Consider the following 13,177-nt stretch of genomic DNA (forward strand, 5'->3'; position numbering starts at 1 on the left):
CTTTCTTGTCGTAAAGATAGTAAAAGTACCGAAATGAAATCAGGCGGTATACTTTCTGTAAAAGGCTACTCCTTGAAAAAGGCCAAGGCCAAGAAAAACAAGCGGAATAATCATTTGCATCAAGTATTGAGACAGAAATTGGATGTTGGTTGCAAAATAATGCAACGTAAGAATTAATGTCAACATACCACAAAATGTCCCGAAAACCGTTCCGAAAACATAGCCATACTTTCTTATTCCTGATACTTCAATGTACTTCTCGTTTAAAAGGTAAAGATTCCAACCCGTCCAAAACGGAATTTGAATAAAATTGAGACAACTCAATACTATTCCCATAACAAAAGGTATGTAGTCAAATGAAGTCGTTAAAGGCTTTTTTGAATTGGAACTAAAATAAAAAACCGCTGCCAAAACAACCATAAACACTACTGAAAAAGCTTCGATAGACTTGGTTAGCTTTTTATTCGCGGCTAATCTTTCGGCAAAAATCAACGTGAAATAAATCACTAAAAACTCAACCAGAATAACGCCCAGCAAATAGAGAGACGTAGCGGTAATTCCTTGTTGGTTATAAATTTCAAAACCAATAACATTCATGTAGCCTAACGGTATCGACCCAATGAAACTCACCAAAAACCCCACGGCTATGTTTTTGAGGTTTTGCATCAGAAGTAAACTATTTTATCGGATTGTTGCAAATGCAACCGGTATTGCTCCATGCCGACTTTATGTGGCAAATAGTCGTAACCGCGTTGGTGATTTTCCACACTGATTTGGTACATATAAGTAATATGTCGTGCCAATTCTTTCCAAGCAAAAAACAACGAATGCTTAGGATCGTAAATATGGGTTGGCTCGCTGGCGGCTCCGTTTAATTCAACTATAGCGAAGTTTTTACCTTGTTCGAGTTCTTCCCAAGTATGGTACATTAAATCCATTCTGCCGAAATAAAACTCGTCAATTTGCAAACACATGGCATCAATGACTTTGGTCAATTGAGGTGAAATTAAATGACTGTAGTCTAAAAATTTGGCCCCGCGGGCATGATTGCCATACGGAACGAGATTTCGTTTTTCGCCTTTAGCTAAGATGTCTTTGAGCTGATGACCGTATTCCTTTTGCAATGCTTTTAATTGGAGTTCGTAACGCGGATTGGCTTTTAACAATGCCTCTATAGTCGAAGAGCCATCGCCTTCAACAATCAGAAATTCTTTGGCTACAATGCCGGTGATTCTCCCTTGTTTTTCATGTGGGAAACGTACATAAAAAATACCGACTTCATTAGAATACGGAATCAAATCTTGCAACAAATAATCGAAATTGGCTTTGGCATGGTAGGTTGCTAATTCGGCTAAATCAGTAATCTTTTTCACGGCAGAACCGCGTAAACCAATATCAGGCTTGGCAATTAAAGGCAATTGTATGGCACTCTTTTCCAGTACAGCCACTACCTCATCAAACGGAATTTGCTCTTTGATGAATTGCGTCTTCGGATAAAACTGTGGTGGAATCAAATCATAGATTTCCTTTTTACTATCCATAATAAAACCACCGTTACGCATTGTTGGGTTGCAGGTATTAAAGAAGAAAATAGTCCGCGCCTTTAAAGCATAATACGCCCATAAAAAATAGATAGGAATGTATACCATTTTGAATGGCCAATATTCCCAGTGGAAGAGCTTATGGAAAAAGAGTTTCAAGTGAATTACGAATTAGGAATTACGAATGATTAAATGGATATGAAAGTAGTAGCGTATTCTTTTTGGGCCAGTAAATCGGCATAGTGTATGTCAACTTTGTTTTTTTCGATAACAGTTTGGGTAATGCTTAACGTTTTCAGCCTATCGTTTCTGTTGATTACCAATCCATGTTCTGTATTCTCAGCTTCGGTGTAGCGATGAAAATAGAATAATTCTTCTTCGGTCACTGTGGTTTTGGTCTCGAGGAAAGTGTGAAACCAATCGGCTCTTTGGACTCTGATAGCATTTGAATACAAAGTAGACGACGACCAGATATGACTGGTGTCGGTATCTAACGCTTTGGTTTCTTTGGCTATTTCATTCCAGCGCAACTGATACAGTTTCTGATTTTCGAAAAGTACCAAAGTGAAAGGCTCAATATGGTCTAAGTCGATGGATTCCCATGCGGTTATTGGGGATTCGCTTCCTATCAATTCCAGTACAATCAACCCTCGGCTTTTTCGATAGGATGCTTTTAGCTCGTGCTTTTCTTCGGCACCATTGAGCAAAACCAAAACATTCGAATGCTCATCAATGGCATACCAAGTCCCTCCTGCCTTTTGGTCTTTGGGAAAAATAATTTTCTTGTTATTAATGTGATAGTGCATCGGCTGGAGCGCATTGGGCCTGATTGTTTTTTCATCACGATTGGACGTAATGATAATCTTGCCGCCAGCGTTAACAAAACTTACTGTGCACATTGTTTACGGTATTCAATAGTGGAGCGAGCCACACCAAAATTATCATCAACAATACTGGTTCCTGATTGAATGAGTGCCACTTTAATAAGTGCCTGATGGTGGATGCAATGTTCCAAATTATATAACAATTCGCGATGGTAATTACTCTCTATTAATAACTCCTCGTTATCAACCAGTTGTTGCAAGTAGAGTTTTTTATTGGGTTTACCCAACTGAAGTAAAAGGTCAGCTATACAGTTTTGAGCAAAAGTACTATTGGTTTGAATCCTGTAATCCCTTTGACGTTTGTCATAATTGACGGTACCGCTTTCATATTGACTTTCGAGACACTGAAACATCTCAATAATGTGGCGGGTGTGTTCTCCGATAGTGGCATTACTCAGGTCGTGACAGGGACAACAATAGTCATCATCCGAAAGCTGCGACAGTAAATCGGTCAGCTCGTTTAGGGTTTTGTGAATAGCGGGAATGAGCATAATTGGTTGTTTTTGAATGTTTGTTTTCATGTACGATTTCTTTCGAAAAGCGGTTTCTAAAATTTCAACCGTAACAAATCCGGGATTTTATGTTTTTGATTATAAACCAAAATCAAACAACAGAGTAATGTAATTACGGCTAAAGCGAACAAAGTCCCACCATCATTTTGCACGTCAATTCCTAACACAAATATATGAGAAAATATCGCTCCCGCCATCGTTCCTAATCCCAAAAGCGCACCAAGCAAAGTTGTTCTTGGAATTAAAATCAGAATAGAAGCTATCAACTCTACTACTCCGGAGCCAATTCGTCCAAAAGGTTCAATGCCCAGTTTGGTAAAAATATAAACACTTTCTTCCGCTCCGGTGAATTTAAAAAATAAGGTTTGCACTAAGATTATTACTGCGATGAGTTTGATAATCCAAATAAAAGTTGGGTTTTTCATGTTGTTTCGTTGATTACTTAGTTATTGATTTTTCTCCAATTGGCATCTGCTTTTTTCTTCAACCCAGCTTCGTCTTTGTTCCATGATTTGAGTGTGTTATTGAAGAAAGCGTTGTAGAACAAGTTTAGTTTACCATCCACAATTTTAAATGTTTCTGGGTCAACCTCTACTTTTTCGCCGGTAGATCCCATGGCGTAGGAACACCATCCGCCGTATTGTGGTTCGTAACTTGCCGGATTTTTCAGAAACAAGTCTTTATCTGCTTGTGAAGTAAAGTAATAGGTAACACCTTCATAAGTCGAGGTTATTGATGATTTCCCTTTTACTGCTTTTTTTTGGGTAAAATACGCCACCGGATCATAACCCTGAAGTGCCACACCTTTTTCTAAATTGAATTGAGTAGTTCGTTTGGTTGCATTTTGAGTAAATCCTGCCACCGACATTAAGGTAACCAAAAGTAAGAATACTGTTTTTTTCATGATAATTAGTATTGTTGTTATTTATTGATACAAAAGTAATTATGTGCTAAATTGTGTTTTGTCTGCTACTTTACATTAAAGGTAAAAAATTTATTTGGCTATACCTTTTACCCAATTTTCATTGGCTCTGACAATCCTTGCTTCTCGGTCCTTTGACCACAATTCTTTTACTTTCAAGTTATAATTTAGATACAATTTACCATCAACTAAAGTGAAGGCTTCCGGTTCGGTCGGAGAAAGATGTCCTTCTGAAACGCCATAAGCACAAAAACCTCCAAATTGTGGCACATATTGAGCAGGGTTTTTCAAGAAAAGAGTTTTGTTCTGCTCAGTCGAGAAATAATAAATAGCCTCATTAAAGTTAGTGCTGATGGCTTTGTTGCCTTCAATAGCTTTGTTACTTTCAAAATAGGCCACCGGATCATAGCCTTTGATCGCTACTCCGTTGGTTAGAAATTGATTTTGTCCGCTAGCTCCCATTGAAGCCAGCACAATGATTACTGCTAAAACTAATTTTTTCATGCGGTTTTGATTTAAAATGAATATTGATAGAGTATTCCAAGTACAAAGCTTCGGGTCAAACCATCGGGGCGTATGTCACGAACTACAAACGGGACAGCTGCCGAAAGCTCTATGCTGTTTTGTTTATTGAAATAATAAGTGGTAATCCAATTGCCGTTAACCGTCAATCCGTCCGACCCTTTGATGCTTTCTCTTTGACTAAAAATGTTTTCATAAGTATCTTCTCCCAAGTGGTAAATGAACAGCAGATTAGGTTTGAAAGTGATTTTTTTGTTTGGTGTTTTGATGGAATAGGAGGCTCTCCATAGCGCATCCGGTTTTCTTTCAAATAAGTTTGTAGACGGAAAATCATCAGTCCCGCTGTATTCTTTGAAATATGAATTCTTATTCAAGTTGATCACAGGAATTTGCAAAGCAGCGTTAAAATCCCATCGACGATAGTGAAAATTAGTACCGAGGAACAAGTCGATGGTACCCAAACTCGATTGATAATCCAACGGTAACGAATAGCCGTTAATCTTCAAATTAGAAGCTGTAAACGGGAACTTGAATCCCAACAAAGCGCTCCACTGACTGTTCTTTTTTTCTTTAAAACTATAATTCCCAATCAAAAAAGCATCACCCAATTGGGTTCGGGTACCAAAGCTACCATGAGCTGTAGAAAGTGTCACCTTGCTAGTAAAAGAATATCGGTCATTAAACCGTTTAGTATACGACACATAAGGTGAAAAGTATTGAACATCCGCTTCGCCCAAACTGTAAACAGCTGCCACTTCAATCGTATTTTTAAATTGTTTTTCCGCTGTTTGAAAACCATGATTTATCGAACAGATTCCGGCATCGCTACAACCTTGTGCCCAAGTTTTATTTACTCCGAAAACAATTACCAAAAGGAACAGTATCTTTTTCATTTTCTAGTTTTGAGTTAAAGGAGCTATAGCGAATAAATGATTGTACTGTTGGCAATGAATCAACACATGCGAATAAGCTGCAACATCTACCGAAGTCGGAATAGCATATACGGTTTGAGAAGTAAGATTCCCCAAATTGACAAAATCTGTCGGTGTATTGGATTTGGATAAATACACTTTCAAATCCGGACCATCAGAAATGGTAAAATCTTCTAATTGAAGTTTGTACACTCCGTTTTCTAGATAAATTTTAGCTTCACCGGTAACTGTTATTCCCCCGGTAGGCTCGAAAGTTCCAACATATTTCAAAACCGCTTCGGGTACAATAGTCGTAATAGCGTTATCGCTGGTCAGTGGCCCTTCTTCTTGGCAAGACGAGAAAAGAGCCATTGTGGTTAGTAACAATAAAATCTTCTTCATAGCAATTGTTTTTTAATACAACAAAGCTATAATTCAGAGAAAAAACGAATTGTCAGGTAGTTTACATTAAACACAAAATAGTTTAAAGTTTCGAAATATCTTCTATGATAATTTCTTTCCTTCCATAGTGCATCAGGCCCTTTTCTTCTAATTCGTTTAATAATAAGGTAGCCGTTTGACGCGAAGTGCAAATGATTTGGGCAATATCCGTTTGGGTAAGATAGTTTTCAATTACTACTCGGTTACCTTCCTGTTTACCGTCTCGCTCTGCCCAGTCTTTTAGGAAAGTAAGCAAGCGGGTTTTAGCATCTTTGGAAATTAAATTGGCGTAATTGTTTTTGATGCGCTTCATCTTTAAGCCAACAAACTTGGTATAGGACAAGGCCAAACTCGGATTGCGCAACAATAAATCTTCAAAATCGGACAACAGAAAGCTGCAAATGATGATTTCATCTGTCAGCGCTTTGGCGTATTCATTGGAATTGCGGTCGCTATCAAGTTCTAATTCGCCAAACAAATCCCCTTTTTGAATGATATCTTTAATGGTTTCGTTTCCGTCTTCATCTATAGAAACAATTTTGATATTCCCTTTTTTGAGTAAAAAAACACGAGGTACATCCGAAGAAGAGAAATAAATAATATCACCTTTCTTGGCTTTTTTAAAACCGGTAATGATACACAACTGCTTGATTTGTGACATGCTTAATGTCCAGAACAGTTTATGATCACGGAGATACCAATATTTTAGCTCTTCATACATACAGTAAAAGTATACATTTTTTTAAATCAAAAAACCCTTTCAGAATTGAAAGGGTTTAATGAGTATTAATTTTAAATTTTTATTATGTAATATCAAAGATAAGAAATTTTAGGAAACCAAACCTCTTGAAATTACAATTCTTTGAATTTCTGATGTTCCTTCGTATATCTGAGTGATTTTGGAGTCACGCATCATACGTTCCACATGGTATTCGGCTACATAACCGTTTCCGCCGTGAATTTGTACTGCTTCGTTAGCCACTTCCAAAGCAATTTCGGAAGCATATAATTTGGCCATAGCCCCTGAGTGAGCGATGTCTTTTCCTTCGTCTTTTTCACAAGCGGCTTTCATTACTAATAATTTGGCAGCCGTAACTTTAACAAACATATCTGCCAATTTGAAAGCTATAGCTTGGTGATGAAAGATTTCTTTTCCGAATGCTTTACGTTCGTGCGAATATTTTAAAGCCAATTCGTAAGCGCCTGTAGCAATTCCTAAAGCTTGTGAAGCAATCCCGATTCGTCCACCGTTCAATACATTCATGGCAAAAGCGAATCCGAAACCATCAGCTCCGATTCGGTTTTCCTTCGGTACTTTTACATCGGTAAACATTAAAGAGTGTGTATCACTTCCTCGTATTCCCATTTTCTTTTCTTTGGGACCAATTTCAAAACCTTCACATCCTCTTTCTACGATAAAGGCATTGATTCCTTTGTGTTTTTTTTCTATATCGGTTTGAGCAATGACCAAATAAGTCGAAGCTGTAGAGCCGTTGGTAATCCAGTTTTTAGTTCCGTTAAGCAAATAATAGTCGCCCATATCGACTGCCGTAGTTTTTTGCGAAGTAGCATCACTACCCGCTTCCGGCTCTGACAAACAGAAAGCGCCTATTACTTCTCCTTTGGCTAGCGGCACTAAGTATTTCATTTTTTGTTCTTCCGAACAGTATTTTTCCATTCCGGCACAAACCAAGGAATTGTTCACCGACATGATTACGGCTGCCGAAGCATCTACTTTGGCGATTTCGGTCATGGCCAAAACATAAGAAACACTGTCTAATCCGGCACCACCATATTTAGGATCTACCATCATTCCGAGGAAACCAAGTTCGCCCATCATTTTCACCTGCTCTGTTGGGAATTTTGAATGTTCGTCTCTTTCAATTACGCCCGGCAACAATTCAGCCTGAGCAAAATCACGAGCTGCTTGTTGAATCATTAAGTGTTCTTCGGTTAAATTAAAATCCATAGTTGTAAAAATTATGTTTGTTGTTTCTTTAATTTTGGTGCCCAAAAGTATGATAATAAAGTTAAAATTTCAAACGTTTTCGTAAATTTAGCCAATGTTTAAAGAAACCTATCATGTTATCGGAGTGATGTCAGGAACTTCCCTGGATGGCATCGATTTAGCACACATTCATTTCACAGTAGATGAAGGCAAATGGACCTATAAAATCCAGGAAAGCGAAACTATTTCGTATGATGAAAATTGGTTAAACAAATTAAGAACCGCGGTAGATTTTTCGGAAGAAGAACTCCGGAAACTAAATAATGATTACACCCTTCTCTTAGGAAACGTCATTAAAGCTTTTATCCAAAAATACTCTATTCAAAACTTGGAGGCGGTTTGCAGCCACGGCCATACCATTTTACACCAACCTCAAAACGGATTCACTTTGCAAATTGGCAATCTTCCTAATATAGCAGAAATTGTTGGCGAAAGAGTCATTTGTAATTTTAGAGTTCAGGATGTACAATTGGGCGGACAAGGCGCACCTTTGGTTCCTATAGGCGATAAGATTTTATTTGCCGAATATGATTACTGTTTGAATTTGGGTGGTTTTTCGAATGTGTCGTTTGAGCAAGAGGAAAAGCGCATTGCTTTTGATATTTCGCCGGTCAATACGGTGTTGAATTTTTATGCGAATCAATTGGGATTAACTTACGATGATAAAGGCAGCATTGCCCGTTCCGGAAACTTGGATACCGATGTATTAAACGAATTAAACGCTTTAGAGTACTATCATAAGGCATATCCAAAATCACTCGGCTTTGAATTTGTAAAGACTGTAGTTTTGCCTTTACTTGAAAAATATCCTATAGCAACAGCAGATAAAATGCACACTTTTACCGAACACATTGCTTTACAAACGGCTTTGGCTTTACCCAAAAAGGAAGGCAAAATATTCATCACCGGCGGTGGTGCTTACAATACTTTTTTAATCGAAAGGATGCAATACCACTTACCCGATATGGAGTTGATTATTCCTGATGCTAAAACATTAGAATACAAAGAAGCTCTGATTTTTGGACTGCTTGGTGTCTTAAAACTCAGAGGAGAAATTAATGTATTGAGTAGCGTAACCGGGGCAAAGGAAAATCATAGTTCCGGATTTATTTTTTAAGGTATTTTAAGACAACTCGTTTTCTTTTTTTCTACTTTAGCTACTCAATCTTAAAATTAATAAACCATGAGAAAATTAATGTTAGCCGTAATGGCTTTGATAGGATTTACATTATCCGCAACGGCACAACAAACTCCCAAAAAAGCAGCTGCCGCAAAAACCGAAGCAAAAGCCCCTTTGAAAAAAGACGGCACACCGGACAAACGTTTTAAAGAAAGCAAAACGCCAAAAGGACCCCTGAAAAAAGACGGAACACCAGACAAACGTTTTAAAGAAAATAAGAAAAAATAATTCCCCTAAGCGTCACTTTTGAAGTGGCGCTTTTTTTATGCTCATTTCCCAAATCCTAATTCCCAAATCCTAATTCCTAATTCTTATATTTGCGCCACAAACAAACAACATGAAAGAATTACTCAAAAAATTTGAAAACAAACAACCTGAAATAGTTTTTAACTGGAAAGATTCAGAAACTGAAGCAGAAGGATGGACAGTGATTAACTCGCTTCGAGGCGGAGCTGCCGGCGGCGGAACCCGCATGCGAAAAGGACTAGACATGAACGAAGTATTATCGCTTGCCAAAACTATGGAAGTAAAATTCTCTGTTTCCGGTCCGGCGATTGGCGGGGCGAAATCGGGCATCAACTTTGACCCAAATGACCCTCGCAAAAAAGGCGTTTTACAGCGTTGGTACAAAGCCGTTTCTCCTTTATTAAAAAGTTATTATGGTACCGGAGGCGACTTAAATGTAGATGAAATTCACGAAGTAATCCCGTTTACCGAAGAATGTGGGGTTTGGCATCCGCAGGAAGGGGTTTTTAACGGGCACTTCAAACCGACTGAAGCAGATAAAATCAATCGCATTGGCCAATTACGCCAAGGTGTTATCAAAGTAATCGAAAACCCGAAATTCTCTCCTGATGTGTTGCGAAAATATACCGTGGCTGATATGATTACCGGTTATGGTGTAGCCGAAGCGGTGCGTCATTATTATCATATTTATGGTGGCGATGTGCATGGTAAAAAAGCCATAGTGCAAGGTTTTGGAAACGTAGGATCTGCAGCGGCTTTTTATTTGGCCGAAATGGGAGCTCATGTAATTGGTATCATTGACCGTGACGGTGGAATTATCAAAGAAGAAGGGTTTACTTTTGAAGAAATTAAACGATTGTTTTTAAACAAAGACGGCAACAAACTAGTAGCACAAAACATGATACCTTTTGCCGAAATCAATGCGAAAATATGGACCCTTGGTGCTGATATATTTGCGCCATGTGCCGCTTCAAGATTAGTAACCAAAGACCAAATTGACCATTTAATCAACAATGGTTTAGAGGTAATTTCGTGTGGTGCTAATGTACCGTTTGCCGATAAAGAAATCTTTTTTGGCAGCATCATGGAAGAAACCGACAGCAAAGTGAGTTTGATTCCCGACTTTATTTCGAATTGTGGGATGGCCCGAGTTTTTGCTTACTTTATGGAGAAGAAAGTGCAAATGACTGACGAAGCTATTTTCTATGACATTTCAGAAACCATCAAAAAAGCCTTGGACAAAGCACACGCTTTGAACGCTGACAAGAAAAACATCAGCGCAACCGCTTTTGAAATAGCACTGAAACAATTAGTTTAGTAAATAATTAACAGCGGGGTTTACACAATATTTAGTATTTTTAAGCGTTATTAAGTAAACGAACAAAAGAATAGTTATGAGTTTTGAACTATCAAATGAGGATAAAAAGTCTTTAGGCATTACTACCGTAGTCTACGCTTTGTTGATTCTTTTGCTTTTCTTCCTGCGTTTTTGGCCTCCGGCAGATATGAAAATTATGGGCGGTGGTGGCGGTGGCGGTATCGAAATGAACTTTGGCGACAGTGATTATGGTATGGGCGATAATTACAAAAGCGAAGTGTTGAATGTAAAGGATCAAGCGAAAACTACTCCTGTGGCCCCAACTCCGGAAGAAGATATTATCTCCGATGACAATTCAGACGCTAATGATGCTGTAGTGCCCAAACACGAAACCGTAAAGAAAACGCCGGTTGTAATTAAAAAAGACATTCCTAAACCCGCACCCGAAAAACCAAAAGTTTCCAAAAACGCTAATGATGCTTTATCCAGCATACTAGGCAACAAAGGTGGCGATGGCGATGATAACAAAGGTGGTAATAAAGGAAGTGCTAACGGCAATTTGAACTCCAAAGGATATTATGGCAACGGTAGCGGAAGCGGTACAGGCGGCGGTAATGGCTCTGGAAACGGAACGGGCTCAGGAAGCGGAACCGGTTCAGGAAATGGCAGTGGCAATGGCGGCGGTAACGGAAGTGGTTCGGGGTATTCCTTAGGCAACCGAAAAGCATTAAACAAACCACAGCCTAACTACACTTGTCAAGAACAAGGAAGAGTGGCTGTACAAGTAACTGTTGACAGAAATGGAAATACAATAAGCGTTACTCCGGGAGTTCAGGGAACCACAAACACAGCAAAGTGCCTACTCGATCAAGCCAGAATAGCTGCAATGAATACAAAATGGAGTCCTGCAGACAGCAATGCTCCCGAGACACAAGTCGGAAAGATTATTTATACGTTCAGTTTGAACTAACCATAAAAAAATCCCATTCGAATGAATGGGATTTTTTATTTTATACTAATTGGTTATTACCAACCATCAGCTTTCTTTTTCTTGTCCATAAACGTTACGAGACTTTTATTTAAGTCATTAAACAGCGTTTCATAAGCCGCAGGCACCTCATCTTTATACTTTTTCAAACTGCCGTCTTTATTATAATACTCTGAAAAGTCGTTTAAATCATGAGTTATAACGGTAGTGGAATTATTAGGTTTCTCTGTCAGGCCAATAGCTTCAAATTTGAATTTACCTTCTTTAAAACTGATTTGAATAGTAAAAGTGCCATAAGAACAAACATTAGTTCCACCGGCTTTGCTGCATAAGAAGTTTTCTTTTCCGCCTTCAACCGTTAGCTTTTCACCTTCAACAGAAGAGACTATTTTATATCCTTTTTTACTATTTTCTTTTACCCAAGCTAAGGCCAAATTGTAGGTGTCTTTAGCCGAACCTTCATACGTCGTAACTATATAATCGGTTAAACCTTCTTTGGAAAACTTAAATTCGGTATCTTGAGCAAATGTTGCTGTGCTGACAAAAGCCATCAACAATAACGCTTTTAGTTTCATTGTGAATTATTTTTAGTTTAAATTTTATTTAGGACTGGTAGCAATCACAAACTTGAGCTTGTTCTTCACTCCTATTTGCAACACGTCAACCAAATCCTGGACTTGCATTGTGGCCGGAATTCTAATAATTACCGTCAGGTCTTTTGCCGGATTCATTTTTGACAACAATGTGGCTTCTAATTGGTCAAAACCCACTTCTTCTTTATCCACAAAAAATCGCTTCTCTTCCGTTACCGAAAGCGTGATTAATTGCTTGTTGGTCTTTTCATTCGTTTTCGACTTTGGCAAGGTCATTCGAATAACATTAGGATTGGCTAATGTCGAAATGATTAAGAAAAACAACAACAAAAAGAACATAATGTCGCTCAAAGAGGAAGTAGCGACTTCTGCATGAAATCGTTTATTTCGCTTTATAGCCATTTGGTCTTTGAATTATGTTGATGAATTCTAATACTTGCTTTTGAATTGCCAACGAAAAATTATCAATTTTCCCATTGAATAAGTGGTAAGCACTATAGGCAATAATACCAACAATAAGCCCGGCACCACTACTAATCATTTTTTCATAAAGTCCACCGGAAATATTTCCGATACTGATATCTTCTGTTACTGAAATGCTGTAGAAAATTTTAATAACTCCCGAAATCGTTCCGATGAATCCTAGTGTAGGAGCAATTCCGGCAATTAAACCCAATTGACCCAATCTCTTTTCCATATAGCCAATTTCAATATTAGCAGCACGCTCCATATTAGATTCGATTTCGTTGATGTGTCTTCCAATGGTAAGCACACCTTCTTTAATGATAGTTCCTTGAGCATTACCGCTTCTTTCAGCCGAAGATACTGCCATTTCAATATTAGCATTATTTAAATGATTGCGCACATCCGACATCAAATGGGTATCGATTTTGGCCGCTTTGTGAATATACAAATAGCGTTCAAAAATGAGGTAAAGAGTGTAGAATAATAAAATGGCAATCGGAATTAAGAAAAGCCCTCCTTTAAAAATAAATTCTAAAACTGAAACTTCATTGGTTAAAGCAGCATTGGTTGGAGCCGCTGAAGGAATAGCTTGTGCTAGGGTATCAACTTGTAACTGCAAAAATGTACTAATCATATTTATCTGTTT

At 38.2% G+C, this 13,177-nt stretch carries 18 protein-coding genes; 4 read left to right on the top strand and 14 right to left on the bottom strand.

Annotation, left to right across the window (positions count from 1 at the left end):
* Positions 1–39: 39 nt before the first annotated feature.
* The 11 genes from GUU89_RS02040 to GUU89_RS02090 form a co-directional block, all read right to left on the bottom strand.
* Positions 40–666, bottom strand: coding sequence for a hypothetical protein (locus GUU89_RS02040; RefSeq protein ID WP_162126368.1), 627 nt, complete (start codon positions 664–666; stop codon positions 40–42).
* Positions 666–1,649 carry an ATP-grasp domain-containing protein gene (locus tag GUU89_RS02045; protein ID WP_235921937.1) on the bottom strand — a complete coding sequence of 328 codons (984 nt, stop codon included), beginning with the start codon at positions 1,647–1,649 and terminating at the stop codon, positions 666–668. The genes GUU89_RS02040 and GUU89_RS02045 overlap by 1 nt, the downstream gene beginning before the upstream one ends.
* Before the next feature lie 80 nt (positions 1,650–1,729).
* The gene (locus GUU89_RS02050) at positions 1,730–2,440 is read right to left on the bottom strand and encodes an NRDE family protein (protein WP_162126370.1); all 711 of its coding nucleotides are present in this window, start codon (positions 2,438–2,440) and stop codon (positions 1,730–1,732) included.
* Complete coding sequence (locus tag GUU89_RS02055) at positions 2,428–2,946, bottom strand: DinB family protein (protein WP_235921939.1); 519 nt, start codon at positions 2,944–2,946, stop codon at positions 2,428–2,430. The genes GUU89_RS02050 and GUU89_RS02055 overlap by 13 nt, the downstream gene beginning before the upstream one ends.
* 26 nt (positions 2,947–2,972) lie before the next feature.
* Positions 2,973–3,362 (bottom strand): DoxX family protein, encoded by a 390-nt coding sequence (locus tag GUU89_RS02060; RefSeq protein ID WP_162126371.1) that lies wholly within the window; start codon positions 3,360–3,362, stop codon positions 2,973–2,975.
* A gap of 17 nt (positions 3,363–3,379) precedes the next feature.
* A complete protein-coding gene (locus tag GUU89_RS02065; protein WP_162126372.1) occupies positions 3,380–3,841 on the bottom strand; it encodes a YHS domain-containing (seleno)protein in 462 nt (153 codons plus the stop codon).
* Between the two features lie 90 nt (positions 3,842–3,931).
* Positions 3,932–4,363: a YHS domain-containing (seleno)protein gene (locus tag GUU89_RS02070; protein ID WP_162126373.1), complete on the bottom strand. Its 432-nt coding sequence runs from the start codon at positions 4,361–4,363 to the stop codon at positions 3,932–3,934.
* An 11-nt stretch (positions 4,364–4,374) separates the two neighbouring features.
* Positions 4,375–5,274, bottom strand: a complete 900-nt coding sequence (locus GUU89_RS02075; protein WP_162126374.1) for a hypothetical protein — start codon at positions 5,272–5,274, stop codon at positions 4,375–4,377.
* A 3-nt stretch (positions 5,275–5,277) separates the two neighbouring features.
* Positions 5,278–5,694 (bottom strand): DM13 domain-containing protein, encoded by a 417-nt coding sequence (locus GUU89_RS02080; protein WP_162126375.1) that lies wholly within the window; start codon positions 5,692–5,694, stop codon positions 5,278–5,280.
* Positions 5,695–5,776: 82 nt separating this feature from the next.
* Positions 5,777–6,394, bottom strand: a complete 618-nt coding sequence (locus tag GUU89_RS02085; protein ID WP_235921940.1) for a Crp/Fnr family transcriptional regulator — start codon at positions 6,392–6,394, stop codon at positions 5,777–5,779.
* A gap of 168 nt (positions 6,395–6,562) precedes the next feature.
* A complete protein-coding gene (locus GUU89_RS02090) occupies positions 6,563–7,702 on the bottom strand; it encodes an acyl-CoA dehydrogenase family protein (RefSeq protein WP_162126377.1) in 1,140 nt (379 codons plus the stop codon).
* A 94-nt stretch (positions 7,703–7,796) separates the two neighbouring features.
* Here GUU89_RS02090 and GUU89_RS02095 point away from each other — a divergent pair, with 94 nt between their 5' ends.
* From GUU89_RS02095 to GUU89_RS02110, 4 genes are all read left to right on the top strand, one after another.
* Complete coding sequence (locus GUU89_RS02095; protein ID WP_162126378.1) at positions 7,797–8,858, top strand: anhydro-N-acetylmuramic acid kinase; 1,062 nt, start codon at positions 7,797–7,799, stop codon at positions 8,856–8,858.
* A 66-nt stretch (positions 8,859–8,924) separates the two neighbouring features.
* Positions 8,925–9,149 carry a hypothetical protein gene (locus GUU89_RS02100; protein ID WP_162126379.1) on the top strand — a complete coding sequence of 75 codons (225 nt, stop codon included), beginning with the start codon at positions 8,925–8,927 and terminating at the stop codon, positions 9,147–9,149.
* 109 nt (positions 9,150–9,258) lie between these two features.
* Positions 9,259–10,485, top strand: a complete 1,227-nt coding sequence (locus tag GUU89_RS02105) for a Glu/Leu/Phe/Val dehydrogenase (protein WP_162126380.1) — start codon at positions 9,259–9,261, stop codon at positions 10,483–10,485.
* 76 nt (positions 10,486–10,561) lie between these two features.
* Positions 10,562–11,455 (top strand): energy transducer TonB, encoded by an 894-nt coding sequence (locus tag GUU89_RS02110; protein WP_162126381.1) that lies wholly within the window; start codon positions 10,562–10,564, stop codon positions 11,453–11,455.
* 56 nt (positions 11,456–11,511) lie between these two features.
* Here the strand turns inward: GUU89_RS02110 and GUU89_RS02115 are convergent, their stop codons facing one another.
* Genes GUU89_RS02115 through GUU89_RS02125 form a run of 3 tightly spaced genes read right to left on the bottom strand, consistent with a single transcriptional unit; the run spans position 11,512 to position 13,162 of the window.
* Positions 11,512–12,048: a hypothetical protein gene (locus tag GUU89_RS02115; RefSeq protein WP_162126382.1), complete on the bottom strand. Its 537-nt coding sequence runs from the start codon at positions 12,046–12,048 to the stop codon at positions 11,512–11,514.
* A gap of 24 nt (positions 12,049–12,072) precedes the next feature.
* Positions 12,073–12,468 carry an ExbD/TolR family protein gene (locus GUU89_RS02120; RefSeq protein WP_162126383.1) on the bottom strand — a complete coding sequence of 132 codons (396 nt, stop codon included), beginning with the start codon at positions 12,466–12,468 and terminating at the stop codon, positions 12,073–12,075.
* A complete protein-coding gene (locus GUU89_RS02125) occupies positions 12,449–13,162 on the bottom strand; it encodes a MotA/TolQ/ExbB proton channel family protein (protein WP_162128605.1) in 714 nt (237 codons plus the stop codon). Before GUU89_RS02125 ends, GUU89_RS02120 begins: the two co-directional genes overlap by 20 nt.
* Between the last annotated feature and the right edge of the window lie 15 nt (positions 13,163–13,177).

This window comes from Flavobacterium phycosphaerae, assembly GCF_010119235.1.
Lineage (GTDB): Bacteria > Bacteroidota > Bacteroidia > Flavobacteriales > Flavobacteriaceae > Flavobacterium > Flavobacterium phycosphaerae.